Genomic DNA, 25,622 nt, shown 5'->3' on the forward strand with positions numbered 1-25,622 from the left:
TTGCCGTCGGCATGATCGCAAATCGAATTCCCCTCCCGGCGCCGTTGCCCTAGGAACCAGGCATGCCTGACGTGTCTTTTCCGGCAGCCGTGGTTGCCGGGCTGCAGAGCTTTTTGACGCCAGCCGTGCTGCTGCTCGTGCCGTCCTACCTCGCCTACCTCGGTGCCGAGACGCTCGACGAGATCCTCGATCGGCGGGAGCAGGACACCAATCGCCGCGCCCTGGCGGCCGCGGCGGCGTTCGTCGTGGGCTTCGCCACCGTCGTCATCCTGACCGGGGCCGGTTCGCCGCCGGCGGGTCTCGAGCTCCGACGCTATGTCGAGACGCTTCGCGTGCTGGGCGCCATCGCCGTGCTGCTCATGGGCTTCCATTTCTGCGGCGCCTTCAACATGCCGTTCGCCGCCAAGGGCACCCGTGCGCGGGTGCCCAAGCCGCCCGGCCTCTGGGGCCCCTACGTCATGGGTCTTGCCTTCGCCTTCGGCTGGACGCCGGTGGTCGGGCCCAAGCTTGCGGGCATCCTGTCGATCGCCGGTTCCCGGGACGGCGCTTTTTCGGGCGCCCTGCTGCTCGCAGTCTATGCGATCAGCCTCGGCATTCCGTTCCTGGTGCTGGCCTTCCTGGTCAGGCCGTTTGTCGCCCTGGTGCGGCGGCTGCACGCGCGCTTCTCCAAGGTGGAGCGCTGGCTCGGCCTCTTTCTCGTGTTGACTGGGATGCTGTTCCTGACCGGCACCATCGCCCGCTGGTCGCTCTGGGCGCTCGACGCCTTCCCGGCGCTGCAGCGTCTGGGGTAGACACGGCCGGCGCCCAGTCTGTCTGCGTTCGACCCCCGCAACGCCGCCAGCCGCCGCGCACAGGCACCGAAGAGGGCTTGACGTGCGACCCCGCCGCCCTCGCCGGCGCCGCGGCCGGGAAGCGCTCGAGACTCAAGGACCTGGGGCATTGCCGCGCAATCGGACGACGTCATCCGATTGCGAAACTACGTCAGGCCTTGATCGCGGCCTTGACGGTCTCCGGCGTGATCGGCAGCGATCGCACCCGCGCCCCGGCCGCCCGGAAGATGGCGTTGGCGATGGCCGGCGCCACGACGGTCACGCCCGGTTCGCCGCAGCCCGACGGCGGCTCGCCGTTGGCGATGATGCTGATGTCGATGTCCGGGACCTGGCTCATGCGGAGCGGTGTGTAGCTGTCGAAATTGGCCACCTGCAGGGCGCCGCCCTCGAGCGTCGCGTGCTCATACAACGCCAGCGACAGGCCCCACAGCACCGAGCCTTCGATCTGTGCCCTGACGCCGTCGGGATTGACGGCGGTGCCGACGTCCATCGCGATGGTCAGCCTGTTGACCTTGAAGGCGCCGCTGTCCGGCTCCACGTCTACCTGCGCCGCGCAGGCCGTCCAGGTGGCCGTGGCCCGCTCCTGCGAGCTGACGCAGGCCACCCCGATGCCTTGCCCTTTGGGCAGCGCCAGCGCGCCGTAACCGGAGCGGCCCACCGCCGTACGCAGGGCGTTGGCGAGTCGTTTGGCGCCGACGGCATTGGCGCCAGCGCCATCGAGGAGGGCGAGGCGGAAATCCACAGGATCCTTGCCGGCGGCGGCGGCAAGCTCGTCGATGAGGCTCTCGACCGCCCAGAAGGTCCATCCCGGCGCTACCGACCGCAGCTGGCCGGACGGCGTCGCCCGCTGTGCCACCTCGTTCAGCACGGCCCGCACCTGATGGTTCGGCACGGTGTACCAGAAGTCCGCGCCATTGACGACGAAGCTGTCGAGAGCGCCCTTCTTGTCGACCGACGGCGTCAGAAACTCGGGGATGCCCCAGCGGGCCGTCGGCCAGGCGCAGACGACGTCGTGCTCGAGGCCGACCAGCCGGCCGTCCCCGTCGAGACCGGCCCTGACCTTCTGGTAGGTCAGAGGGCGGGTGAAATCCATCTGCATGTCGTCTTCGCGGGCGTAGATCACCTTGACCGGCTTGCCGACGTCCTTGGCCGCCAGCACCGCCGGGATGACCATGTCGGCGTCGAGACGCCGGCCGAAGCCGCCGCCCAGGTAATGCTGGTGTACCACGACCGTCTTGGGATCGACGCCGAGGGCCGCAGCCGCGATGCCGCCGGTGCGGGTGGCGAACTGGTTACCCGTGTAGATGTGCCAGTGGCCGTCCTTTTGCTCGGCGAGCGCGTTCATGGGCTCGAGCGCCGCGTGGATGTTGATGCTGGTGAAGTATTCGGCCTCGACCACCTTCGCCGCTCCGGCGACCGCGGCCCCGGGATCACCGGCCTTGACGAAGAACTGGCCGGCGCTGGGGTCCAGCTGGAGGCGCTTGGCCTCCCGGATGATGGTCTCGTCCGAGACGGCGGCATTGGGGCCCTTGTCCCACTCGACCTTGAGCGCCTCGGCCGCGGCCTTGGCCGCGGGATAAGACCTGGCCACCACGACCAGCCAGCCCGTGATCGTCGCCGTCTTGTCGTCCAGGACGACGACCTTGACGAACCCGGGCACCTTTCGAGCCGCACTGTCGTCCACCGACTTGACGGTCGCGCCGTAGCGCACCGGTGGCACGACCGGCTTGCCGTAGAGCATGTCCGGCACCGCCGCGTCGATGCCGAAGGCCGCCGTGCCGTCGGTCTTGGCCGGCACGTCGAGCTGTGGCACCGATTGGCCGATCAGCTTGTACTGGCTCGCCGGCTTCAGCTTGATCGCCTTCAATTCGTCCGGCGTCCACGTTCTGTCCGCCTTGCCCGATCCGACGATCGGCCCGTAGCCGATGCGCTTGCCGGACTTGCCGTGGATCACCTGCGAGTTCTGGGCGAAGCACTCCGCCTCGGGCACGCCCATGATCTCGGCTCCGGCCTTCACCAGGGTGACGCGTCCGGCCGCACCGGCGCGGCTCATGGGGTCGAAATTCATCCGCACGCTCCAACTGCCGCCGGTGATCTGGGCACCGAGCAGCGGATCGTTGAATTTCGGGTCGTTGGTGGGAAAGACGACGGCGACCTTGCGCCAATCCGCCTCCAGTTCGTCGGCGACGATCTGGGCCATGGCGCTCGAGACGTGCTGGCCCATCTCGGCCTTGCCGCAGACGACGGTCACCTTGCCGTCGGGCGCGATCGTGTACCAGACGGTCGGCTCGAAGCTTCCGGCGCCCAGCGCCTTGGCCTCGTGCGGGCCGGTCCGCATCGCGCTGTAGCCGAGGAGAAGGCCGGTAGCCCCGGTGCCGATCAGGAAGGCGCGGCGGTTGAGGGTCGCACGTTCCGGCCAGCGGTCCATCTTGCCCATGGCTCAGGCTCCCTTCTGCGCGCGCAGCTCGCCCGCTGCCCGCATGATGGCCCGCTGGATGCGGGCGTAGGTCATGCATCGGCAGAGGTTGCCGTCCATGTGCGCGACGACCTCCTCCCGGGTCGGGTTGTCATTGCGGGCGAGCAGGGCGGCGGCCTGCATGATCTGCCCGGACTGGCAATAGCCGCACTGCGGCACCTGCTCGGCGATCCAGGCCGTCTGGAGCACGTGCGGCTCCTTGGCGCCCAGGCCTTCGATCGTGGTGACCTGCTTGCCGGCGGCGTCCACGACGCTGGTCTGGCAGGATCGCACCGCCTCACCGTCGAGATGGATGGTGCAGGCGCCGCACAGGCCGGCGCCACAACCGAACTTGGTGCCGGTCATCCCCAGCTGTTCGCGGATCACCCAGAGCAGGGGCGTATCGTCCGCGACCTCGACCTGCCGGGCTTGCCCGTTGACGGAGAGCATGACCATCGCAGTCCTCCCGCGGCTCTGCCGCCTGTTGCCGATGCCCTTGCGCGCCGGCTGATTGGATGACCCGGGCAACTCCCCTTGCCATCCAGCCAGGCACATACGTTGACTTGACCGTTGTCTGGAGCGGGACGACTTTCGTCGAACCATCCCGCTCCAAAGCATCGCCTCAAGCATGACCTAATCTAGAAAGCGGTCTTAGCCTCTCGGGGTCATGCCCTAGCTATTCTTTTCTTAGTTGTTCTTGACTTGGCTGCTTTGGGGCCGGACCGCGTCGGCCGTGCCTTGGATAAAAGCCTTGATCTTCACCACGTCGGCCGGCGTCAGCTTGCCCGTGAAGTCGGGCATGCCGCGCTCCATGAACGGCCCCTTGAAGACGATGCTCTCCAGGTGCTCGATCTCCTCGCGCGGCACGTAGCCGAGGTTGCGGATATTGCCGCCGCGGTCGACCCCCGGCACGCCATGGCAGAAGGCGCAATTGCTGACATAGAGCAACGTTCCGTGCGGCACGTCCGCCGGGTCGTACTTCACGCCCGCCAGCAGGTTCTCCGTCTGGTACTCGGCGAACTTGGGCAGCGGCGCCTTGCCGCCGGCGACGAAGGTGAACACCGTGCCCGGCCCCACCTTGTTGGTCGCCCGCTGCGCCTGGCCGTAAGCCCCGCCCCAGCCGACAGCGACCGACACATACTGCTTGCCGTCCACCACATATGTCGACGGCGCCGCCACGACGCCGGTGCCGGTCGGCGATTCCCACAGCTTCTCGCCGGTCTTGGCGTTGTAGGCGATGAAGCGCCCGTCGGCCGTGCCCTGGAAGACCAGGTTGCCCGCGGTGGTCAGCGTTCCGCCGTTCCAGGGCGACACGTGCTCGACCCGCCAGGCTTCCTTCTGCTGCACCGGATCCCAGGCGATCAGACGGCCGAAGATCTTGCTCTGGGGCGGCGTCGCGTTGATGAACATGGCCGTGTTCCAGCCCGTACCGGTTTGGGGCTGGCCCGGCTTGTTGGAATTGTGCACCCACTCCTTGTCGTCCATCAGCGTGAGCGGGATGTTCTGGGCCGGGATGTAGGCGAGGCCGGCCTGCGGATTGAACGACATCGGATGCCAGTTGTGCGCCCCGTAAGGCCCGGGGATGGCCTCGGTCGACTTGTCCCTGCCGCGGGCGTCGGCCGTCTCGATCGGCCGCCCCTTGTCGTCATAGCCCTTCGCCCAGTTCACATCGACGAAGTTCTTGGCGGAGATGAACTGGCCGCTGGCCCTGTCGATCACGTAGAAGAAGCCGTTCTTCGGCGCGTGCATGATGACCTTGCGCGGCGCGCCGTTGATCTGCAGATCAGCCAGGATCAGCGTCTGCGTCGCGGTATAGTCCCAGTCGTCGGCCGGCGTCTCCTGGTAGTGCCAGGCATATTGTCCGGTATCCGCGTTCAGCGCCACGATCGAGGACAGGAACAGGTTGTCGCCGCCGGCCGGGCTGCGCAGCTTGGCGCTCCACGGCGAGCCGTTGCCGGTGCCCAGGTAGAGCAGGTTCAGCTCCGGGTCGAAGACCATGCTGTCCCACACCGTGCCGCCGCCGCCGTTCACCCAGTACTTGCCGGCCGGATCCCAGGTCTTGGCGGCCATCGCCATCGACTCGTCCTCGAACGGCTTGGACGGGTCGCCCGGGACGGTGAACCAGCGCCACTTCTGCGCCCCCGTCTCGGCGTCGTAGGCGGTGACGTAGCCGCGCGCGCCGAACTCCGCGCCGCCGTTGCCGATGACCACGTTGCCCTTCACGACGCGGGGCGCGCCGGTGATGGTGTAGGAGTGGGAGCGGTTGACGATCGTGTCCTTCTCCCAGGCCTTCTTGCCGGTTGCCGCGTCGAGGGCGATCAGCCGCCCGTCGTAGGCGCCGACGAAGACCTTGCCGCGATAGAGCGCGACACCGCGGTTGACGACATCGCAGCAGCCCCGGTAGCCCAGCGCCTTGTCGACCTCGGGATCAAAGCTCCAGAGCCGCTTGCCGGTGCGCACGTCGATGGCGTGGACGACGCTCCAGGACGCCGTTACGTACATCACCCCGTCGACGACCAGCGGCGTTGCTTCGACGCCCCGGGTCGATTCCAGGTCGTAGGTCCAGGCCAGGCCCAGATCCTTGACGTTGGTTTCGTTGATCTGGTTGAGCTTGCTGAAGCGCGTCTCGGCGTAGTCGAGCCCGTAGGTCGGCCAGTCCTTGCTGGTCGCCGTGTTGGCGGCAATCCACGCGCCGTCGATGCCCGCGGTGGCCGCCGCGATCTGCCCGCCCGACGGCTTGGCGTCCTGCGCGCTGGCGCCCGGGCCCACCGCCGCCAGCGCACAGGCGCCGGCCAGCAGCCCTAGTCGCAGGAGGCCGGCGGAGGTCGATCGCGAGATCGGCCAGGTCGGCCGAAAGCCAAGCCGTTGGGCGCGCGCCAGCGGCCCGTGAGCAGCACGGTCCATCGTTTCCTCCTACGGTCTTCAGCGAGACCTGTTTGCCGCACGATGGCGGACTGATCCGTCCACCGGCAGCTTGTTTTGTCGCCCGGTGCGATCGTGGCGCTGCTCAACGGCCAGCCTGGGATCGCACTCAGACTGAAACAATTCTAAGCGTGTGCGCGGCGTAATGTCACGTGCGATCTTATGGTCGACGGATTTCCCGCGCGCAGCAGCGCGGCCCTCGCCAGATGCCGGCTCACGCGCCGCTGCGGCGGTCGAACGAGCGATAATGGTAGGGGGGCATCTGCGCCGAGGCTTCCGCCAGCGCCAGCGCGGCGACGCGGTCGTGATCGTGGCTCTTGACGCAGGCCGGATCGGTGGCCGCAGCATCGCCGGCGAGCGCCAGGGCCTGGCAGCGGCAGCCGCCCCAGTCCTGTTCCCTGCGATCGCAGCTCCGGCACGGCTCGCGCATCCAGCCGGTGCCGCGGAAGGCCTCGAAGGCCGGGGAACGCCGCCAGATATCGCCGAGGCTATGATCATGGACCGACCAGAATGTCAGCTCGGGAATGGTTGCGGCTGCGTGGCAGGGCATCACCTCGCCCGACGGCGTCACGTTCAGCAGGCGCCGCCCCCAGCCGCCCATGCAGGCCTTGGGGTGACGAGCGAAATAGTCGGGCACGACGAGGTCGATGACGAGCGTGCCGGCAAGCCTGCGCCGTGCGGCCTCGACCGCTGCGACGGAGCGGCTGACATCCTCGCGCCGCGGCATGAGCGCGGCGCGGTTGGCAAGGGCCCAGCCGTAGTATTGCGCGTGCGCGATCTCAAGCCGCCGCGCGCCCAGCTCGACGGCCAACGCGATGAGAGCTTCGACTTCGCCGATATTGCCCCGATGGATCACCGCGTTCAGCGTCAGCGGCAGCCCAAGCTGCGTCACCGCCGCGGCGAAGGCGAGCTTCTCGGCATGGGCGCCGGCCCGGCCGGCGATACGGTCGGCGCAGGCCGCGTCGGCCGCCTGCAACGAAAGCTGAACGTGATCGAGGCCGGCGTCGGCAAGCGCCGGCAACCGGCGGCCGGCTGGCGCGACACCCGAGGTGATCAGGTTCGTGTAGAGGCCGGCCCGTGCGCAGTGGCCGGTGAGAGGCGCGATATCGGCCCTTGCGGTGGGCTCCCCGCCGGACAGATGCACGTGCAGCACGCCGAGTTGCGCCGCTTGGTCGAAGACGCGCTGCCAGCTTGCCGTGTCGAGCTCGCCGTGTCGGCGCTCCAGCTCGACCGGGTTGGAGCAATAGGGGCAGCGCAGCGGACAGCGATGGGTGAGCTCGGCAAGCAGGCCGATCGGCGGCGCGAGCGGCGGTCGCTCGGCGCTCATCGCTCGACGACGCGCTTGCGCGCCAGCTCGTCGAGGAGCTCGATGACGTCGGCGGCGATGGCCTCGGGCGGCGCGTTGAACTCCTGCGCCAGCGCGGCAACGATGGCGCCGACCGAGCGCTCGCCGTCGACAAGGCCCAGCACCTTGACGGCCACCGGGTTCAGCGTGAATGCGCGCTCCGGCGCCAGCAGCATCACCGTGCCCCGGACCGCATCGCTCTTCAGCCGCACGCCTGCCGGAAGGTGCGGCACGTCGGTGTCGGCGAACGTCATGCGCCGTTCTCCCCTGATCGCCAGGCGCCGGGCGGAATGAGGCCCGGCGCGACATAGGCGAAGTGGAGCGCGTCGAGCTGGGCCCACAGCACGTCGCATTTGAAGCGCAGCGCCGCCGCCACGGCGGCCTGGGTGTCGGCCGTCGTGGCGTGGCGTTTCACGTAGTCGAGTGCAAAGTCCGCGTCGCGCGGTGCCTGCGTCAGGCGGTCGTCGAAATAGGACAGCGTCTGGCGCGAGATGAAGTCGTAGTTCGCCAGCATGCCTGTCACCCGCTGGGAGATGATGTTGGGGCTGAACAGTTCCGTCAGCGACGAAGCGATCGCCTCCAGCAACGATCGCTCGCGCACGAAATGCACGTAGGCCTCGACGGCAAAGCGTGTGGCGGGCAGCGCGCCGCGCCTGGACACCACGTAGTCGCGCGGCAACCCGAGTCCATCGGTCAGCCTGAGCCAGCGCTCGATGCCGCCCTCGCCGGGCGCGTTGCCGTCATGGTCGATGATGCGCTGGCGCCAGATGCGCCGCAAGGCAGGATCGTCCATGCGCGCGACGATCGCGGCATCCTTGATGGGGATGGCGGCCTGATAGAGATAGCGGTTGAGCGCCCAGGCCCGGACCTGATCCTTCGACAGGTGGCCGCCGTGCAGCAAGCCATGGAATGGATGCAGGTCGTGGTAACGCTCCCGGCCGATGGCCCGCAATTGCTCCTCGAGGGCGCCGGGGGAGAGCACCGGGCTCACAGCGAGGCCCGCCAGCCGTCGTAGCCGATCTCCCAGCCGGCCCGCTCTGCCTCGCGGTGTTCGGGCGAGCCGTCGATCAGCACCGGATTGGTGTTGTTGATATGCACGAAGACGCGCCGGGCCACCGCCACGTCCCTCAGCGCCGCGATCGAGCCGCGTTCTCCCGCCATGGATATGTGTCCCATGCGCAATCCCGTCTTGACCCCGACCCCCTCGGCCATCAGTTCGTCGTCGTGCCAGAGAGTGCCGTCGAAGAAGAGCACGTCGGCGCCTTCGAGCCGTGCCAAGACAGCCGAATCGACGGCGGCGCAGCCCGGGATCGACACGATGCGGCGGCCTCCTGCCGAGATGTCGAGGCCCACGGTCGACCCATCGGTGCCGCCGGCCGTCGCCACGCCCTCCTGCCACAACGGCACCTTCCCGGGCACGGCGAACAACGTCACCGTCATGCCGTCGAGGGGGACGAAGGGATCGCCCAGGCGAACCGCCCGGCGCGTCACCAGCGCCTGGTCCAGCACCCGGAAGATGGGATTCGCCTCGATCAGTCCCAGCACGGCCTCGCTGGCGTAGAGCGCCAGCGGCTGCCGCTCGCGCAGCGTCAGCAGCCCGGCGACGTGGTCGACATCGCCGTTGCTGAGCACCACGCTGGTGATGGGTGAATGACGCAGCCCCTCGTGGGGCGTCAGCTCCGGCGTGTCGGCGATCTGCTGGCGAAGATCGGGTGAGGCGTTGATGACGACCCAGCGCGCGCCGTCGGTCGACACGGCCAGGCTCGACTGGGTCCGCCAGCGCACACGCGGGTCACGTGTCCAAGCCAGCCGGCAGATCGTGCACCGGCAATTCCACTGGGGCACGCCGCCGCCGGCGGCCGAGCCGAGGAGAATGGCCTCCAGCATGCCGAGCCGGCGTGCCCTGGTGGGAGTGGCGGCGCGGTCAGAAATCCGGCGGCAGGTCCGCGGACTCGTAGCTCGTCACTTCCATGCCGACGCAGATCTCGACCGCGAGCGGTTTCTCCCAGGCCATGGCTTTCCTCCGTTCGTCGCTGTTCATTGCGTTCCGGGCGACGTACGGCTCAGCATACAAGCCAGACGCCGCCCGGCAAGCGAGAAGGCGGCCGCGACGCGGGCGGCCGCCGGCTCAATTGGTCAGCTGATTGCCGGCATAGTTGATCGAGCCGTCGCCGGTCCGCTTCCACTCGTAGACCACGTAGTCCGGCCGGGTGATGTCGCCCTTCTTGTCGTAGGCGATGTCCCCGATCACGGTCTTGAACACCTTGCCCGAGTGCATCACGTCGGCCATCTTCTTGGGATCGAGCGACTTCGCCTCGTCGGCCGCCTGCTTGAGGATCTCGACGGCGGCGTAGCTGTAGAGGGTATAGGCCTCCGGATCGAAGCCCTTCGCCTTGAAGCGCTCCACCACCTCCTTGGCCTGCGGGTTGCGCCGCGGGTCGGGCGCAAAGGTCATGAGGGTGCCGGCGGCGCCCGGGCCCGCGATTTGGGCGAACTCCTTGTCGGCGATGCCATCGCCCGACATGAGGGGCGCCTTGAGGCCCTGATCGTTCATCTGCCGGATGATGAGGCCGGCTTCGGGATGCAAACCGCCGAAATAGACCAGATCGACATTGGCGGACTTGAGCTTGGAGACGAGGGCCGAATAGTCCTTCTCGCTCGGGTTGATGCCCTCGTACAGCACCTCCTTCACGCCCTTGGCGTTCAGGGTCTTCTTGGTCTCATTCGCGAGGCCCTGGCCGTAGGGGGTGCGGTCATGGATGATGGCGACATTCTTGCCCTTGAACTTGTCGGCGATGTAGGTGCCGGCGATGTCGCCCTGCTGCTCGTCGCGGCCGCACGTGCGGAACGTGTTCCACATGCCGCGCTCGGTAAACTTGGGATTGGTCGATGCCGGCGTGATCTGGACGATGCCCGACTCCTCGTAGACCTCCGAGGCGGGGATCGAAATGCCGGAGTTGAAGTGGCCGACCACCATCTTGACGCCTTCGCTGGCGAACTTGTTGGCCACCGACACGCCCTGCTTGGGGTCGCCGGCGTCGTCGCCGATCGACAGCGAAACCTTCTGACCGAGGATGCCGCCCTTGTCGTTGATGTCTTGGACCGCCTGCTCGGCGCCCTTGCGCAACTGAGCGCCGAAGGCCGCAATCGATCCCGTCAGCGGTCCGCCGACGCCGAGCTTGACCTCGGCATGAGCCATCGAGGCGCCAAAAACGCCCACGCCGAGCGCGAGCGCGGCCAGAATTGGTCTCGTCGTCATCGTCTCCCTCCGCTTCGATTTATCGAATGCCTGTCTGTTCGCCCATCGCGACAATAGATGATCCGCAGACGGCGGCATGACTATTTTTGCAGCTCTGTTCCGCCTCGGCGCCGCGCGCCGGTTGGCGCGCTTGCGGCGATCAGCTGGACCCGCCTCTAATGCCGGCCGCCCTCCAGGTAGGCCGCCTGAACCTCGCTGCTGCGCAGCAGGTCCGCGCCGCTGCCGGTCATGGTGATCTCGCCGTTGACCATGATGTAACCGCGGTCGGCGAGGCGCAGGGCATGGAAGGCGTTCTGCTCGACCAGCAGCACGGTCATGCCCTCCTTCTGGTTGAGCTCGCGGATGACGCTGAAGATCTGCTTGACGATGAGCGGGGCGAGGCCAAGGGATGGTTCGTCGAGCAGGAGCAGCCTGGGCCGGCTCATGAGCGCGCGGGCGATGGCCAGCATCTGCTGCTCGCCGCCGGAGAGCGTGCCGCCGCGCTGGTCGAGGCGCTCGCGCAGGCGCGGGAATAGCCCACAGACGCGCTCCAGGTCCTCTTCGTAGTGGGCGCCGCCCAGCACGGCGGCGCCCATTTGCAGATTCTCGCGCACCGTCATGCGCGGGAAGATGCGCCGACCTTCCGGCGACTGCGCGATCGAGAGGCGGGCGATCTCGTGCGTGGGCAGGCGCGAGATGTCGCGGCCGCCGTAGACGATGGCCCCATCCTGGGCCCGCGGGTTGCCGAAGATGGTCATCATCAGCGTGGACTTGCCCGCGCCGTTGGCCCCGATCAGCGTCACGATCTCGCCCTCGTTGACCTCCAGGTCGACGCCCTTGAGAGCCATGATGCGCCCATAGAATGCCTTGACGCCCCGGATCGACAGCAGCGGCGCCGGGCTCACGAGCCCACCTCCGCCACGACCGCGGGCAGTTCCTGGTCCTCCACGCCGAGGTAGGCGGCGATCACCCGCTCGTCCCGGCGCACCTGGGCGGGCGTGCCGTCGGCGATCTTGCGGCCGTAGTCGAGGACGATCACGTGGTCGGAAATCTCCATGACCACCGACATGTCATGCTCGATGAGCAGGATCGATGTCGGCGTGGTCTCGCGAATGCCGAGCAGCAGGTCGGTCAGGGCGGCGCTCTCGCGCGGGTTGAGCCCGGCCGCTGGCTCGTCCAGGCACAGCAGGATCGGATCGGCGCACATGGCCCGCGCGATTTCCAGCCGCCGCTGGTCGCCGTAGGCCAGCTCGCCCGCCGCGACGTCGGCCCGGCTGGTCAGATTGATCTTGTCCAACCAGTGCCGTGCCTTGTCGATGGCGGCGCGCTCGGCCGCCGGGTAGGCGATGCCGAGGAGGCCGAGGAAGCTCATGCCGGAGGCCCGCATCAGGGGATTGTGCTGCGCGACCAGGAGATTCTCCAGCACGGTCATTCCGGCGAACAGGCGGATGTTCTGGAACGTCCGGGTCACCTTGGCCTTGGCCGCGATGGCGTGGCCCGGCATCTTCTCCAGTGCGAAGGTCTGCGCGCCGCCGCGCACCGTGAGCGCCCCGCCGCTCGGCCGGTAGAAGCCGGTGATGCAGTTGAACACGGTTGTCTTGCCGGCGCCGTTGGGGCCGATCACAGCAGTGATGTCGGAGCGGCCGACGTTGAACGACAGGTCGTCGACGGCAACCAGCCCGCCGAAGCGCATCACGAGGTGCTCGACCGAAAGCAACGGATCGTTCAGCCACCGCATCAGCGCGCCTCCGCGGGGGCGGCGGCGGGACTGCCCCCCCCGTGCAAGAGGACGCTCGGTGTGCGTTGCGAGATCAAGCCGCGCGGCCGCCAGACCATCATCGCAGCCATCGCGAGGCCGAACAGCAGCAGGCGATACTGGTTGGGGTCGAAATGCTCGCCGAAGACGACCTGAAGGATCTCGAGCCGCCGCAGCAGCTCGGGGCCTGCTACCATGGCGACGGCGGCGATGGCGACGCCCACCTGCGAGCCCATGCCGCCGAGCACGACGATCGACAGGATGATCGCCGATTCCATGAAGTTGAAGCTCTCGGGGCTGACGAAGCCCTGGCGCACGGCGAAGAAGGAGCCGGCAAAACCGCCGAACATGGCGCCGATCGCGAACGCCGTCAGCTTGGTGTTGCGGGTGTTGATGCCAAGCGCGCGGCAGGCGATCTCATCCTCGCGCAGCGCCTCCCAGGCGCGGCCGATGGGCAGCCGCCGCAGCCGGAGCGTGACCGCGTTGGTCACCAGCGCCAGCACCAGAATGAGGTAGTAGAGGAAGATGATCCGCTGCATCGGATCGAAGGCGAGCCCGAAGGTGGCGGCGAAGCCGTCGTCCTCCCTGGTGAAGGGGATGCCGAAGAACGAGACGCGTGGAATCGACGAGATCCCGGCGCTGCCGTTGGTGAGGCTCACCCAGTTGATGAGTACGAGGCGGATGATCTCGCCGAAGGCCAGCGTCACGATGGCGAGATAGTCGCCGCGCAGCCGCAGCACCGGGAAGCCGAGCAGAATGCCGAAGAAGGCGGCCATGATGCCGGCCACCGGCAGGCAGATCCAGAACGAGACGCCGAAGGTGGTGGACAGCAGCGCGTAGGAATAAGCGCCGACCGCGTAGAAGGCAACATAGCCCAGGTCGAGCAGACCGGCGAGGCCGACGACGATGTTCAGGCCCCAGCCCAGCATCAGATAGGTCAGCACGAGAATGGCAAGGTCGATCCAGTAACGCGCCGGGGTCAAGCCGCCGAGGGCGTAGGCCGCCAGGAACGGGAAGGCGATGGCGGCGCCGGTCAAGGCGTAGCCGAGGAGCCCGGCGACCCGGCCGACAACCGGCCTCGTGCCGACGGGGGACGCCGCCGCCATGCGCCGCGGATGGCTCCGGCGCCAGGCCCCGCGTACGAAGGCGATCGCCAGGCGGCCGAAGAAGACGATGGCGCAGGCCGCCACCACCAGCGGCACCCGCGGCGTCAGAACCAGCTCGTTGTTGGAACCCACGTCCGAGCGCAGCAGCAGGATGGGGAAGGAGAGGCCGAGCATCACCAGCGCGGCAAGGGCGGCGTCCTTGAGTGCGGCCGCCATGGCGCCTTGCGGCGAGGGCGCCTGGGGGACCGCGCGGGCGCCGCCCCGTGCCGTCCCGGGGCGGTCTGCGGCTGCCGTCGTCGCGCGGGCGAGGTTGGTCATCGCGGAACGCTCACACCTTCTCGACTTCCGGGCGCCCGAGCAGACCGGTTGGCATGAAGATCAGCACGATGATGAGAATGCCAAAGGCGGCGACGTCCTTGTATTCGATCGAGAAGTAGGACGACCACATAGTCTCCACGAGGCCGATGATGAGGCCGCCGACGACGGCGCCGGGCAGGGAGCCGATGCCGCCCAGCACCGCCGCGGTGAAGGCCTTGATGCCGGGAACGAAGCCGTCGGAAAACGACACGACGCCGTAGTAGAGAAGGTAGAGCGTGCCAGCGACCGCGGCGAGCGCAGCGCCCATCACGAAGGTGAGCGAGATGGTGCGGTCGACGTTGATGCCGAGCAGGGCGGCCATGCGCCGGTCCTGCTCGCAGGCACGCTGCGCCCGGCCGAGCGGCGTCTTCTGCACCACGTACCAGAAGACCGCCAGCAGCCCGGCGGTCACCGCCATGATGATCAACTGCTTGTAGGACACCGTCGCCTCGTAGTGACCGTCGGCGAACAGGACGATGACGTCACCGACCATCGGCGGTGTCGGCTTGGGCCGGGCGCCCTGCGTGACCTGGATCAGGTTGGGCAGGAAGATCGAGATGCCGATCGCCGAGATCAGCGGGGCGAGGCGGAAGGAGCCACGCAGCGGGCGATAGGCCAGCCGCTCGATGGTCCATCCCCACAGCCCGGTGAGGCCCATAGAGATGACCATGACGATCAGCAGGGAGAGGATGATGGCGCCGGCGCCGAGCACCGCGTTCACGAACAGGAAGAGCAGCAGGGCGATGAAACAGGAGACCATGAAGACGTCGCCATGGGCGAAGTTCACCATCCCGATGATGCCGAAGACGAGAGTATAACCGATGGCAATGAGGCCGTAGATGGAGCCCAAGGTAAGCCCGTTCACCAATTGCTGAACGAAATCTGCCATTCTTCAGCCGTCCCTCTGATAAAACCCGGTCGTTCGAGGTCGGAGGTCGAGGCGCGCCCCTCTGGTTGCACTTCCGCCGCAAACCTCAGACCAAGTGTAGCAAGCCTCAGACCAAGTACCGCTCCACGTTTGTCTTATCCTGCCTGCGCGCACGATGCCAAGCGACAGGCCCGATTTTTGCCGGGAAGGGCTGGCCCAGCTAGGCAGGAGATGGCTCCGGCGGCCGTCCGCGAGGGGCGCCGCGGTCCGCGCGATCGGTCGGCGCGCCGCGGCGCCGACGCGAAGCCGGAGCCACGCTGGGCGGGGCGTGCTATAAGCTGATGCTGCCAGCGGCGTTGCGGCGCCGGCGGCCGGTAGGTTGGGGCGGTTCCATGGCGAGTGTCGATCACTCCGCGCCGGATTTGGTGCGCACGTCGCTTCAGGCCGGCAACGGTGGCGTCTGGGCCAGCGCCGCCGTCGACGCGGCGGCATTGGCCGAGATCATCGATTCGCTTCCGGTGTTGATCGCCTTCATCGATCGGGATTTCACCTATCGCTTCGCCAATGCGGCCTACCGGGACTGGTTCCATCGTTCGCCGGAGGACGTCGTCGGCAAATCGGTGACGGATCTGGTCGGGCCCATCGGGTTCGCCGAGCGGTTGCCGGCCATGCGCCGGGCGCTCGCGGGCGAGCCGACGGCGGTCGAGCTCTACATCCCGCATGTCGATGGCCGATCGCGGTGGGGCGAGTGCCGCCTGACGCCGCGCCGCACCGAGACCGGCGAGGTGGACGGCTTCTTCCTGTTCGTCGTCGAGAGCACCAAGCGGCGGCTGGCGGAGGACGCGCTGCGCCAGAGCGAGGAGCGCTTCAGAAGCCTCGCCCAGAGCATCCCGGTGCCGATCTGGATGGAGCGCGTCGACGGAGGGCTGGGCTTCATCAACCAGGCGTATGTCGATTACGTCGGGCTGACCCACGATCAGGTGCTCCAGACCCGCTGGCGCACCGGCGTCCACCGTGACGACCTGCCGAGCGTTCTGGCGGCGATCGAGGCCGGCCGCGTCTCGCTGAAGCCGTGCGGGATGGAAGCGAGGGTCATGCGCTGCGACGGGCAATGGCGATGGCTGCGCGCCACCATGCAGCCCGTGTTCGGCCCGGCCGGCGAACTGGAGGGCTACATCGCCGCGGCGCACGACGTGACGGAGGCGAAGCAGGCGGAGACCGACCTCCGGCGCGCCAACGCGCAGCTCGAGGAGCGGATCCTGGAGCGCACGCGCGAGCGCGACCGCCTGTGGCGGACCTCGAAGGACATCCTCGTGGTGGCCGACCGCGAGGGCCGCTGGCTCGACGTCAATCCGGCGGCGGAGCGCTGCCTCGGGCGGAGTCGCAAGGAGTTGATCGGCCGGACGCCGGAATGGCTGGAGCTTCCGGAGGAGCGGGCGCGCTCGCGGGCCGAGCTGCTCATGCATCTGGCAGGCCCCGGCCGCGGCACTTACGAGAACAGGCTGGCCACGCGCGGCGGAGACATCGTCTGGATCTCCTGGTCGTCCGTCCATGACGGGGACCTCATCTACTGCATCGGCCGTGACGTCTCGGCCCAGAAGCGGGCGGCGATGGAGCTGGAGGCGGCCCAAGCGCAACTGCGCGAGGCCCAGAAGATGGAGGCGATCGGGCAGCTGACCGGCGGTATCGCGCACGATTTCAACAACATGCTCACCGCGATGATCGGGTCGCTCGACCTGATGCGGCGCAAGCTCGAGAGCGGGCGCGTCTACGAGGTCGGCCGCTACATCACGACCGCCACGGCATCGGCGGAGCGTGCCGCGGCGCTGACGCAGCGGCTGCTGGCGTTCTCGCGGCGCCAGGCGCTCAATCCGCGGCCGCTCGATGTCAATGAGTTGGTCTGCTCGATGAGCGATCTGCTGGAGCGCACGCTCGGCGACGCGATCCAGATCCGGACCGTGCTCGACGGCCAGCTGTGGACCGCCTACACCGACTCCAATCAGCTGGAGGCGGCGATTCTCAACATCGCGCTCAACGCTCGCGATGCCATGCCCGCCGGCGGCGTGCTGCGCATCGAGACCGCCAACGTCGAGGCGACATGCGGCACCGGCGGCAGCGCGGATTGCGCCCCCGGGCCCTATGTCCTGATCGCCCTGTCCGACACCGGCACGGGCATGGATGCGCGGGTGCTCAACCGCGTGTTCGAGCCCTTCTTCACCACCAAGCCGGTCGGGCAGGGGACCGGCCTCGGCCTGTCGATGGTGTACGGCTTCGTGAAGCAGTCGGGCGGCCATGTCCGCATCGACAGCGAGGGCGGCAGCGGCACGACGGTCAGGCTGTTCCTGCCGCGCTTTGGCGCCGATGCCGGCGCTGGCGGCGCCCAGGCGCAGCCCACGAGCTGACGCCGCTCCACTGGGCGATCGCCTCCGGGGGAGCATCCATGTGCGTTTGGATGAGGTCATCCAACGGCGCAATGCTCATGGTCTTTTGAACTGGCGCGCTTCTCTTTGCGATGCGTAGTCCCCCGATCGCGAAGCGCTCAAGGCGCTCATCCCAGCAGGAATTTCAGGAGCGCGCGGGTGAAGGCGTCCGCCTGCTCGACGTTGGAGAGATGCGCGGCATCGAGCTCGACGACACGGGCCCCGGCGATCCGTCGCGCGATGAGGCGGCCGGCCGCCGGCGGCGTGCCCGGGTCTTGGGAGCCCACGATGACAAGCACCGGATTGCGGGCTCCGGCGATGGCGGCGCGCAAGTCCATGTCACGAAGCGCCCCCGAGCAGGCCGTAAAGCCATGCGGAGGCGTGGCAAGGACCAGGGCCCGAATGCGGTCCACCACGGCCGGGTGCGCTGCGCGGAACCCCGGCGTGAACCAGCGCGCCATGGTGGCGTCGGCAACGGCGGTCATGCCGGCCTGCCGCACGAGGCGGATGCGCTCGTTCAGGCCATCGGGCTGTCCGGCGACGGCCGCGGTATTGGCGAGCGCCACACGGGCCAACCGATCTCCCGCATGCGCCAACAGCCACTGCCCGACCATCCCGCCCATGGACAGGCCGCACCAATGGGCGCGGTCGATGTGCAGGGCATCGAGAAGGCTGAGCGCATCGCGGCCGAGCTGATCGATGCCGAAGGGCCGCGCCGGGCCGACCGAACCGCCGTGGCCGCGAGCGTCGTAGCGGATGACCCGAAAGTGCTGCGCCAGGGCCGCGACCTGCGGCTCCCACATGGTGAGGCCGGCGGCGACGGAGTGCGCCATGACGAGAGCCGGCGCGGTGTGAGGGCCGTCGCTCGACACATGGAAGCGGCCCGCGGCCGTCTCGATCATCGACATGGGGATTCTCCTGGCGTGGCATCGATCCTATGGCTGGCCGCTCGGCGGCCGGCTGGGGCATTTCGCAGTGGGATGAGATCATTCAATTGCACAGAAATGCTCCCGCGCTCTAGGCTTGGACTCAGCGCGCCGCTTACGGTGGTTAGCCTGTTCCAGACCGCGGGCCTCAAGGAGCGAAGCAATGGCGATGACGATGACGGGCGAGGTGGTGTTGTCCGCCGATCGGAACACCGTTTGGGCCAAGCTGAACGACGCTGAGGTCCTGAAATCGTGCATCCCCGGATGCGAGTCGCTCGAGAAGGTCGGCGACACCGAGTTCAGGGCCACCGCGAAGGTCAAGGTAGGCCCGGTGAAGGCCACCTTCAAAGGCAAGGTTCAGCTGAGCGACATCAAGCCGCCGGAGAGCTACCGCATCAACGGCGAGGGCGAAGGTGGCGTCGCGGGGTTCGCCAAAGGGGGGGCCCTGGTGACGCTGACGGAGGTGGAGGGTGGAACACGCCTCGCCTACGACGTGGAGACGCAGATCGGCGGCAAGCTGGCGCAGCTCGGCGGCCGCTTGGTGAACGGGGTGGCCAAGAACTACGCCGACAGCTTCTTCGAGAACTTTGCCAAAGCGGTAACCCCCGCTGCGGGCTGATATTTCGCCGGTCGGGTGAACATAACATGACAGACCCGCGCGGCGCGCGGGGGCAAAGCGGAACCAAGGGGTTGGGCGCGCAATTGGGCCCATGGAGAACTCCCCAGGCGAGGCCGGTTTTTCCGAAAGCGTCCGCAGGCGTGAACTGAACGGTTCGGCGGCGGTGTCGTTGCGGCTATCCGGTCCCGCGGAGCTAGGCTAGTGTAGGCGGAAGCGCGCGGGGGGGGCGTTGACAGCCATGCAGCTCGACTCGGCCACCCTGTTGATCGCCAGTTTCTGCACGACCCTGGTGCAGGGTCTGCTGTTGTTGTTTTTCTGGTGGCAGGATCGCAAGGCCAAGGCGCTGGGCGTTTGGGGCAGTGCGTTCATCATCGGCAGCGTCGGTGTCGGGCTGTTTGCCGGGCGCGGGGTCATTCCCGACGTTTTATCGATCATCGTGGCCAACGCGCTGATTTTGGTGGCGTACGGACTGTGCTGGGCTGGCGTGCGCCTGTTCGAGGGCCTGCGCACAAGCGTACTGGCGATTGTAGCGGCGCCGCTCATCTGGGTGCTGGCGTGTCTGGACGAGCGGATTATCGGCTCGCAGCCGACCCGCACGGCGATCATGTCCGTCCTGATCGCGGTGCTGTGCGGCGCATCGACGGTGGAGTTCTGGCGGGGCCGGGCGGAGCGGCTGGCGTCGCGCCGCCCGCTCATCGGGCTGTTCGGCGCATGCGCGCTCATCTACGGGGTCCGCAGCGTCTACGGCAGCCTGCCCTATCCGGTCGGAGGCAATCCGGCGGCCGGCCCCGGCTGGTACGCCGCATTCGCGTTCTTCATCTTCGTGTCCATCTCGATCATGGCTTTCCTGTTCGTGGCGCTGTCCAAGGAGCGGATGGAGGCCAGCCAGCGTCACAACGCGGCTGTCGATCCGGTGACCGGCGTGCTGCGGCGGGGCGCCTTCATGCTGCAGGCGGCTCGCCTGGTGGCCCACTATGCAATTGAGCGTCGCCCCGTCTGCCTCCTGCTCATCGACTTCACCGCGCCCGGCGGCATCGTCGATGATGCGATGCTGCGAAGGTTCGCGGCGCAGACGCTCGACCTTCTCAAGCCGAACGACCTGCTGTCCCGCATGGGGCAGAACGAGTTCGCGTGCGTGTTGACGAACGTGACGCACAACGACGCTGTCCCGATCGGCGAGAGCATCCACGCCATGGTTGCCTGCGACCGGGCGCTGCCACAGGGCGCCCGCGCCCGGATCGGCATCGCGAGCTCGACCCAGGTCGGCCACGACGTGCGGACGCTGGTCGAAGCGGCCGATGCCGCGCTGGAGCGTGGCCGGCAGCGCGACGAGGGAGTGGTGCTCTACCACCCCTCGCTCGAGCGGGCGGTCGGAGAGGCCATCGCCAGCGCCGCCGGCCGCATCATCCCCTTCACCGGCCGCGACCGGGCCTGGCACCGGTAAGCGTTCGACGGGCGGGCCCGTCCTGTCGGCGGCGAGCGGTGCATCGTCCAATAGGGCATTCCCGTCACGACGTAGGTGCGCGCGGCTCTCATGCCGCGGCGGCTTCCACTCACCCACACCAAGCCCGGCCTTCTTCCGACAGCGGTCCGGATCTGATGGGGATGGCGCCAAGCGCCGACCCCTGGCCGCCATCACGTCGTGCCGGGCGTTTTCGGGGCGTTTTCCTGGCTAAGACCCACCCATCGTCTACTTGACCCCCAAAACACGGGGGTTCAGATTTGATTTCGACAAATTCCAAACGGCAGCTTAAAAGCTGCCGCCGCGCCCCCCGGCCTCTCGGCCCCGGGGCATTCCCACCCGCGCCGGCGGAGCGGGGCTTGCCGAGGAGGAGGAGAGCCGCATGGTCGCCGTGAACATGACGGTGAACGGAAAGCCGGCGTCCGCGGAACTGGATCCGCGCACTCTGCTCGTTCAGTTTTTGCGCGATCACCTGCGCCTGACGGGCACGCATGTGGGGTGTGACACCAGCCAGTGCGGCGCCTGCGTCGTCCACATGGACGGGCACGCCGTGAAGAGCTGCACCGTGCTGGCGGCGACCTGCTCGGGATCACAGGTCACGACGATCGAGGGCTTGGCCAATGCCGCCGGGCTGCACCCGATGCAGGAGGCATTTCGCGAGAACCATGGCCTCCAATGCGGCTTCTGCACGCCCGGCATGATCATGACGGCGGTCGACCTGGTGCACCGCAAGGGCTTTGCGCTCGACGAGACGACGATCCGCGAGGAGCTGGAGGGCAACCTCTGCCGCTGCACCGGCTACCACAACATCGTCAAGGCGATCGCGGCGGGCGCGCAGGCGATGGCGGCCGAGGGGCCGGCGCAACAGGTGGCCGAGTAGCCGGACAGCGGCTCCGGCAACCCGCCGGTGAATCATAATCAACGAGCATGCGGTCATCGCGGCGCTCGCACATGCTGAGCATGCTCTCGTCCTGGGGAGGACCATCATGGGCGTGACGAAGATCGGCACGGCGGTGCGCCGAAAAGAGGACCAGCGCTTCATCACGGGCCGTGGCCAGTATACCGACGATCTCGATCGGCCGGGCCAGGCTCACGCCGTATTCGTGCGCTCGCCCCACGCTCATGCGCACGTCCGCGGCATCGATGCGGCCTCCGCTCGCGCCATGCCGGGGGTGCTGGCGGTGCTGACGGGGGAGGATGTCGCGGCCGACAGCGTCGGCGGCCTCATCTGCGGCTGGATGATCCATTCCAAGGACGGCAGCCCGATGAAGGCCGGGCCGCATCCGGCGCTCGCGCAGGGCAAGGTGCGCTACGTGGGCGACCATGTCGCGGTGGTGATCGCCGAGACGCTGATCGCCGCGCGGGACGCCGCCGAGGCCGTCCTCGTCGACTACGAGGTCCTGCCCGCGGCGGCAGATACCGCCAAGACTCAGGCGGCGGACGCCCCGCAGGTGCACGAGGTCGCCCCCCGTAACACGGTCTACGAATGGCAGCTGGGCGACAAGGCGGCCACCGAGGCCGCCTTCGCGCGCGCAGCCCACGTGACCAAGCTCGACCTGGTCAACAATCGCCTCGTTCCCAATCCGCTCGAGCCGCGGGTGGCGATCGGCGAATACGAGCCTGGCACCGAGGTCTTCACGCTCCATACCACCAGCCAGAACCCGCATGTGGCACGGCTGGTGCTGGCCGCGTTCATCGGCATCGCCCCCGAGCACAAGCTACGGGTCATCGCCCCCGACGTGGGCGGCGGCTTCGGCTCCAAGATCTTCATCTACGCCGAGGAGACCGTTTGCGTATGGGCCGCCAAGCGGGTCGGGCGGCCGGTCAAATGGACGAGCGACCGCACCGAGGCGTTCCTCTGCGACGCGCATGGGCGCGACCACGTCACCCATGCCGAGCTGGCGCTCGATGAGCGCGGCAAGATCCTCGGCCTCAAGGTGAAGACGATCGCCAATCTGGGCGCCTACCTGTCGACCTTCGCGTCGTCGGTGCCGACCTATCTCTATGCGCCGCTGCTGTCGGGCCAGTACGACATTCCCGCCATCTATTGCGAGGTCGACGGCGTCTACACCAACACGGCGCCCGTCGACGCCTACCGCGGCGCCGGCCGGCCGGAGGCCACGTTCGTCATCGAACGGCTGATGGAGATTGCCGCCCGCGAACTCGGCGTCGAGCCCGTGCAGTTGCGCCGGCGCAACTTCGTGAAGAGCTTTCCTCACCAGACGCCGGTGATCATGGCCTACGACGTCGGCGACTACAATGCCTCGCTGGCGCGGGCGCTGGAGCTGATCGATTACACGGGGCTCGCCAAGCGCAAGCGCGAGAGCGCGCGCAAGGGCCTGCGCCGCGGCATCGGCTTCTCCGCCTACATCGAGGCCTGCGGCATCGCCCCCTCGCAGGCCGTGGGCTCGCTCGGCGCCGGCGTCGGCCTGTGGGAATCGGCCGAGGTTCGCGTCAACCCGACCGGCTCGGTGGAGGTGCTCACCGGCTCCCACAGCCACGGCCAGGGCCACGAGACCACGTTCGCCCAGTTGGTGTCGGACCGGCTCGGCATCCCGATCGAACAGGTGTCGATCGTGCACGGCGACACCGACAAGGTGCAGTTCGGCATGGGCACCTACGGCTCGCGCTCGGGCGCCGTCGGCATGTCGGCCATCGTCAAGGCCATGGACAAGGTGATCGCCAAGGCCAAGAAGGTCGCCGCCCACGTGCTGGAGGCGTCCGAAGGCGACATCGAATTCAAGGACGGCCGCTTTTCGGTGGCGGGCACCGACAGGGGCCTTGCCTTCGGCGAGGTGGCGCTGCAGGCCTACATCGCACACAAGTTCTCGGGGCAGGAGCTGGAGCCGGGGCTCAAGGAGGGAGCATTCTACGACCCCACCAACTTCACCTTCCCGGCGGGCATGCACGTCTGCGAGCTGGAGATCGACCCGGACACCGGCATCGCGACGATCGACAAATGGGTCGCAGTCGATGATTTCGGCAATGTCATCAATCCGATGATCGTCGAGGGGCAGGTTCACGGCGGCATCGCCCAGGGTGTCGGCCAGGCCCTGTTCGAAGGTGCCGTCTATGACAGCGCCGGACAGCTGGTGACTGCGAGCTTCATGGACTATCGCATGCCGCGGGCGGCCGATCTGCCGTCGTTCACGGTGGACATGACGGTGACGCCGTGCCCGTCCAATCCGCTGGGGATCAAAGGGTGCGGCGAGGCTGGCGCCATTGCGGCGCCCCCCGCGGTGATCAACGCCCTGACCGATGCGCTCGGCCACGAGAACATCGAGATGCCGGCGACGCCGCAGGCAATCTGGCGGGCCTGCCGGAACACGCCGGCGCAGCTTGCCGCCGAATAGGGACCGCCCCCGCGGGCGAGGTGAACGAGCTGCCCATCGGCCTTCTCACGAGCATCTGACGAGCCCGCGCCGCAGCGGGAGAGCGGAGAGCCACAATGTACGCTTTCGACTACCATCGCCCGACGACCGCCCGGCAGGCTGCGGGCCTGCTCGGCAAGGACGAGGACGTCCGTCTGCTCGCCGGGGGCCAATCGCTGCTGCCGATGATGAAGCTGCGGCTGGTCCAGGCCGGTGACCTCGTCGATCTCAACGCCGTCGACGAGCTGCGCGGGATTGCGCGAAGCCCGCGCTCGCTGACGATCGGCGCCATGACACGCCACGCCGAGGTGGCCGATTCGCCCGACGTCGCCGAGGCGATTCCCGCGCTCGCCGCGATGGCCTCGACGATCGGCGACCCGGCCGTGCGCGCCATGGGCACGCTCGGCGGCTCGATCGCGAACAACGATCCGGCCGCCGACTATCCTTCCGCGTGCCTGGCACTCGGCGCCACTATCGTCACCAACAAGCGCAAGATCGAGGCGGACGACTTCTTCAAGGGCCTGTTCGAGACCGCGCTGGAGCCCGGCGAGCTCGTCGTCAAGGTGAGCTTCCCGGTGCCCGCCAAGGCGGGCTACGCCAAGTTCCGCCATCCCGCGTCGCGCTTCGCCCTGGTCGGCGTGTTCGTCGCCAAGCGCAGCGCCGACATCCGCGTCGCCGTCACCGGTGCCGGCGCCAATGGCGTCTTTCGCTGGCTGGAGGCGGAGGAAGCCCTGAAGGCGCGGTTCATCGTCAAGTCGCTCGACGGGCTGGTCGCGTCCACCGACGGCCTCAACAGCGATATCCACGCAGACGCGGAGTATCGGGCGCATCTGATCGCCGTGATGGCCAAGCGGGCGGTGCAGCAGGCCACGGCCTGACGCAGCCGCGGATCGGTGCAGCAGCGGGGAGCAGAGCCTCCAGGAGTCCGTCTCCCGCCGCGCCCGCGACGTCACGGCGATTTCCTTCACGTGGAAAGCGCTTTAAGACCGGGAGTGGTTTGCCGTCGTTCCATCGGATCGCCATGCCCCACTCGCCGCCCACCAGCATCGACCAGACCCTGAAGCTGCTGGAGGCCGGCGGCTATGTCGCCGACCGGTCTTTGGCGACCGTGCTGTTCCTGTCGCTGCGCATGGGCCGGCCGCTGTTCCTCGAAGGTGAGGCCGGCGTCGGCAAGACGGAGATCGCCAAGGTCCTGGCGCGGACTCTGGGGCGGAGCCTGATCCGGCTGCAGTGCTACGAGGGCCTCGACGTCGCGGCCGCCGTCTATGAATGGAACTACGCGGGCCAGATGATGGCGATCAGGCTCGCCGAGGCGGCCGGCGACATCGACCGCGAGACGCTCCAGAGCGATATCTTTTCGCAGCGCCACCTGATCAAACGGCCGCTGCTGCAGGCGCTGGAGCCCGATCCGGCCGGCCCGCCGGTGCTGCTCATCGACGAACTGGACAGAACCGACGAGGCGTTCGAGGCCTATCTGCTCGAGGTGCTGTCGGACTTCCAGATCACCGTGCCCGAGCTCGGCACGATCCGCGCCGAACGGCCGCCCATCGTCATCATCACCTCTAACCGCACGCGCGAGATCCATGACGCCCTGAAACGGCGTTGCCTCTACCACTGGGTCGACTATCCCGACAGCGACCGCGAGCTGGCGATCCTGAGGGCACGACTGCCCGAGGCCCCAGCCAAGCTGTCGAAGGCCATCGTCGGTCTGGTGCAGGCGATGCGCAAGGAGGACCTGTTCAAGCTCCCGGGCGTGGCCGAGACGCTCGACTGGGCGTCGGCCCTGATCGAGCTCGACGCGGTCGCCCTCGACCCGGCCGTCGTCGCCGACACCCTCGGCGTGCTCCTCAAGTATCAGGACGACATCGAGAAGATGAAGGGTTCGCGCATCAAGGAGATGCTCGACAGCCTGGAACGCGATCTCAAGGCGGCTGAGTGACCGCCGGT

20 protein-coding genes and 1 pseudogene are annotated in these 25,622 nt (G+C 68.1%); 8 read left to right on the forward strand and 13 right to left on the reverse strand.

From position 1 onward, the window contains the following. Positions 1 to 62: 62 nt before the first annotated feature. Complete coding sequence (locus tag IEW34_RS23825) at positions 63 to 791, forward strand: cytochrome c biogenesis CcdA family protein (RefSeq protein ID WP_188611726.1); 729 nt, start codon at positions 63 to 65, stop codon at positions 789 to 791. Between the two features lie 190 nt (positions 792 to 981). Here the strand turns inward: IEW34_RS23825 and IEW34_RS23830 are convergent, their stop codons facing one another. The 12 genes and pseudogenes from IEW34_RS23830 to IEW34_RS23890 form a co-directional block, all read right to left on the reverse strand. Continuing rightward, entirely contained in the window at positions 982 to 3,267 is a 2,286-nt protein-coding gene (locus IEW34_RS23830) for a xanthine dehydrogenase family protein molybdopterin-binding subunit (RefSeq protein WP_188611727.1), read from the reverse strand. 3 nt (positions 3,268 to 3,270) lie between these two features. After that, on the reverse strand, positions 3,271 to 3,741 hold the full coding sequence (locus IEW34_RS23835; RefSeq protein ID WP_188611728.1) for a (2Fe-2S)-binding protein: 471 nt from the start codon (positions 3,739 to 3,741) through the stop codon (positions 3,271 to 3,273). A 231-nt stretch (positions 3,742 to 3,972) separates the two neighbouring features. After that, the gene (locus IEW34_RS23840) at positions 3,973 to 6,189 is read right to left on the reverse strand and encodes a PQQ-dependent dehydrogenase, methanol/ethanol family (protein WP_188611729.1); all 2,217 of its coding nucleotides are present in this window, start codon (positions 6,187 to 6,189) and stop codon (positions 3,973 to 3,975) included. 232 nt (positions 6,190 to 6,421) lie between these two features. Continuing rightward, the gene (pqqE, locus tag IEW34_RS23845; protein ID WP_188611730.1) at positions 6,422 to 7,534 is read right to left on the reverse strand and encodes a pyrroloquinoline quinone biosynthesis protein PqqE; all 1,113 of its coding nucleotides are present in this window, start codon (positions 7,532 to 7,534) and stop codon (positions 6,422 to 6,424) included. Continuing rightward, positions 7,531 to 8,579 (reverse strand): annotated as a pseudogene (gene pqqC, locus IEW34_RS23855) (pyrroloquinoline-quinone synthase PqqC). Before pqqC ends, pqqE begins: the two are co-directional and overlap by 4 nt. Beyond that, positions 8,540 to 9,436: a pyrroloquinoline quinone biosynthesis protein PqqB gene (gene pqqB, locus IEW34_RS23860; RefSeq protein ID WP_188611873.1), complete on the reverse strand. Its 897-nt coding sequence runs from the start codon at positions 9,434 to 9,436 to the stop codon at positions 8,540 to 8,542. The pseudogene pqqC and the gene pqqB overlap by 40 nt, the downstream one beginning before the upstream one ends. 40 nt (positions 9,437 to 9,476) lie before the next feature. Beyond that, entirely contained in the window at positions 9,477 to 9,566 is a 90-nt protein-coding gene (pqqA, locus tag IEW34_RS23865; protein WP_188611733.1) for a pyrroloquinoline quinone precursor peptide PqqA, read from the reverse strand. A gap of 114 nt (positions 9,567 to 9,680) precedes the next feature. Further along, the gene (locus tag IEW34_RS23870) at positions 9,681 to 10,811 is read right to left on the reverse strand and encodes a branched-chain amino acid ABC transporter substrate-binding protein (RefSeq protein ID WP_188611734.1); all 1,131 of its coding nucleotides are present in this window, start codon (positions 10,809 to 10,811) and stop codon (positions 9,681 to 9,683) included. Positions 10,812 to 10,966: 155 nt separating this feature from the next. Next, the gene (locus IEW34_RS23875; protein ID WP_188611874.1) at positions 10,967 to 11,638 is read right to left on the reverse strand and encodes an ABC transporter ATP-binding protein; all 672 of its coding nucleotides are present in this window, start codon (positions 11,636 to 11,638) and stop codon (positions 10,967 to 10,969) included. Positions 11,639 to 11,691: 53 nt separating this feature from the next. After that, positions 11,692 to 12,528, reverse strand: coding sequence for an ABC transporter ATP-binding protein (locus IEW34_RS23880; protein WP_280516328.1), 837 nt, complete (start codon positions 12,526 to 12,528; stop codon positions 11,692 to 11,694). Next, positions 12,528 to 13,970 (reverse strand): high-affinity branched-chain amino acid ABC transporter permease LivM, encoded by a 1,443-nt coding sequence (gene livM, locus IEW34_RS23885; RefSeq protein ID WP_188611735.1) that lies wholly within the window; start codon positions 13,968 to 13,970, stop codon positions 12,528 to 12,530. The genes IEW34_RS23880 and livM overlap by 1 nt, the downstream gene beginning before the upstream one ends. A gap of 10 nt (positions 13,971 to 13,980) precedes the next feature. After that, a complete protein-coding gene (locus IEW34_RS23890; protein ID WP_188611736.1) occupies positions 13,981 to 14,898 on the reverse strand; it encodes a branched-chain amino acid ABC transporter permease in 918 nt (305 codons plus the stop codon). 371 nt (positions 14,899 to 15,269) lie between these two features. Here IEW34_RS23890 and IEW34_RS23895 point away from each other — a divergent pair, with 371 nt between their 5' ends. Continuing rightward, a complete protein-coding gene (locus IEW34_RS23895; RefSeq protein WP_188611737.1) occupies positions 15,270 to 17,279 on the forward strand; it encodes a hybrid sensor histidine kinase/response regulator in 2,010 nt (669 codons plus the stop codon). Between the two features lie 146 nt (positions 17,280 to 17,425). Here IEW34_RS23895 and pcaD read toward each other — a convergent pair whose 3' ends face one another. Beyond that, positions 17,426 to 18,205 carry a 3-oxoadipate enol-lactonase gene (gene pcaD, locus IEW34_RS23900; RefSeq protein ID WP_188611738.1) on the reverse strand — a complete coding sequence of 260 codons (780 nt, stop codon included), beginning with the start codon at positions 18,203 to 18,205 and terminating at the stop codon, positions 17,426 to 17,428. Between the two features lie 181 nt (positions 18,206 to 18,386). On the opposite strand from pcaD, the gene IEW34_RS23905 reads away from it, so the two are divergent. From IEW34_RS23905 to IEW34_RS23930, 6 genes are all read left to right on the forward strand, one after another. Further along, positions 18,387 to 18,842, forward strand: a complete 456-nt coding sequence (locus IEW34_RS23905; RefSeq protein ID WP_188611739.1) for an SRPBCC family protein — start codon at positions 18,387 to 18,389, stop codon at positions 18,840 to 18,842. Positions 18,843 to 19,080: 238 nt separating this feature from the next. After that, positions 19,081 to 20,286, forward strand: coding sequence for a GGDEF domain-containing protein (locus tag IEW34_RS23910; protein WP_188611740.1), 1,206 nt, complete (start codon positions 19,081 to 19,083; stop codon positions 20,284 to 20,286). A 400-nt stretch (positions 20,287 to 20,686) separates the two neighbouring features. After that, positions 20,687 to 21,184 (forward strand): (2Fe-2S)-binding protein, encoded by a 498-nt coding sequence (locus IEW34_RS23915; RefSeq protein WP_188611741.1) that lies wholly within the window; start codon positions 20,687 to 20,689, stop codon positions 21,182 to 21,184. 106 nt (positions 21,185 to 21,290) lie between these two features. After that, a complete protein-coding gene (locus IEW34_RS23920; protein WP_188611742.1) occupies positions 21,291 to 23,657 on the forward strand; it encodes a xanthine dehydrogenase family protein molybdopterin-binding subunit in 2,367 nt (788 codons plus the stop codon). 95 nt (positions 23,658 to 23,752) lie between these two features. Next, a complete protein-coding gene (locus IEW34_RS23925) occupies positions 23,753 to 24,553 on the forward strand; it encodes an FAD binding domain-containing protein (protein WP_188611743.1) in 801 nt (266 codons plus the stop codon). Positions 24,554 to 24,696: 143 nt separating this feature from the next. Then, the gene (locus IEW34_RS23930) at positions 24,697 to 25,614 is read left to right on the forward strand and encodes an AAA family ATPase (RefSeq protein WP_188611744.1); all 918 of its coding nucleotides are present in this window, start codon (positions 24,697 to 24,699) and stop codon (positions 25,612 to 25,614) included. Positions 25,615 to 25,622 lie beyond the last annotated feature (8 nt).

This window comes from Chelatococcus reniformis (assembly GCF_014640075.1).
Lineage (GTDB): Bacteria > Pseudomonadota > Alphaproteobacteria > Rhizobiales > Beijerinckiaceae > Camelimonas > Camelimonas reniformis.

Coding starts and splice junctions, on each gene's coding strand:
- IEW34_RS23825 (WP_188611726.1), top strand. CDS start 63: ATGCCTGACGTGTCTTTTCCGGCAGCCGTGGTTGCCGGGCTGCAGAGC.
- IEW34_RS23830 (WP_188611727.1), bottom strand. CDS start 3,267: ATGGGCAAGATGGACCGCTGGCCGGAACGTGCGACCCTCAACCGCCGC.
- IEW34_RS23835 (WP_188611728.1), bottom strand. CDS start 3,741: ATGGTCATGCTCTCCGTCAACGGGCAAGCCCGGCAGGTCGAGGTCGCG.
- IEW34_RS23840 (WP_188611729.1), bottom strand. CDS start 6,189: ATGGACCGTGCTGCTCACGGGCCGCTGGCGCGCGCCCAACGGCTTGGC.
- pqqE (WP_188611730.1), bottom strand. CDS start 7,534: ATGAGCGCCGAGCGACCGCCGCTCGCGCCGCCGATCGGCCTGCTTGCC.
- pqqA (WP_188611733.1), bottom strand. CDS start 9,566: ATGGCCTGGGAGAAACCGCTCGCGGTCGAGATCTGCGTCGGCATGGAA.
- IEW34_RS23870 (WP_188611734.1), bottom strand. CDS start 10,811: ATGACGACGAGACCAATTCTGGCCGCGCTCGCGCTCGGCGTGGGCGTT.
- IEW34_RS23875 (WP_188611874.1), bottom strand. CDS start 11,638: ATGGCTCTCAAGGGCGTCGACCTGGAGGTCAACGAGGGCGAGATCGTG.
- IEW34_RS23880 (WP_280516328.1), bottom strand. CDS start 12,528: ATGCGGTGGCTGAACGATCCGTTGCTTTCGGTCGAGCACCTCGTGATG.
- livM (WP_188611735.1), bottom strand. CDS start 13,970: ATGACCAACCTCGCCCGCGCGACGACGGCAGCCGCAGACCGCCCCGGG.
- IEW34_RS23890 (WP_188611736.1), bottom strand. CDS start 14,898: ATGGCAGATTTCGTTCAGCAATTGGTGAACGGGCTTACCTTGGGCTCC.
- IEW34_RS23895 (WP_188611737.1), top strand. CDS start 15,270: ATGGCGAGTGTCGATCACTCCGCGCCGGATTTGGTGCGCACGTCGCTT.
- pcaD (WP_188611738.1), bottom strand. CDS start 18,205: ATGTCGATGATCGAGACGGCCGCGGGCCGCTTCCATGTGTCGAGCGAC.
- IEW34_RS23905 (WP_188611739.1), top strand. CDS start 18,387: ATGGCGATGACGATGACGGGCGAGGTGGTGTTGTCCGCCGATCGGAAC.
- IEW34_RS23910 (WP_188611740.1), top strand. CDS start 19,081: ATGCAGCTCGACTCGGCCACCCTGTTGATCGCCAGTTTCTGCACGACC.
- IEW34_RS23915 (WP_188611741.1), top strand. CDS start 20,687: ATGGTCGCCGTGAACATGACGGTGAACGGAAAGCCGGCGTCCGCGGAA.
- IEW34_RS23920 (WP_188611742.1), top strand. CDS start 21,291: ATGGGCGTGACGAAGATCGGCACGGCGGTGCGCCGAAAAGAGGACCAG.
- IEW34_RS23925 (WP_188611743.1), top strand. CDS start 23,753: ATGTACGCTTTCGACTACCATCGCCCGACGACCGCCCGGCAGGCTGCG.
- IEW34_RS23930 (WP_188611744.1), top strand. CDS start 24,697: ATGCCCCACTCGCCGCCCACCAGCATCGACCAGACCCTGAAGCTGCTG.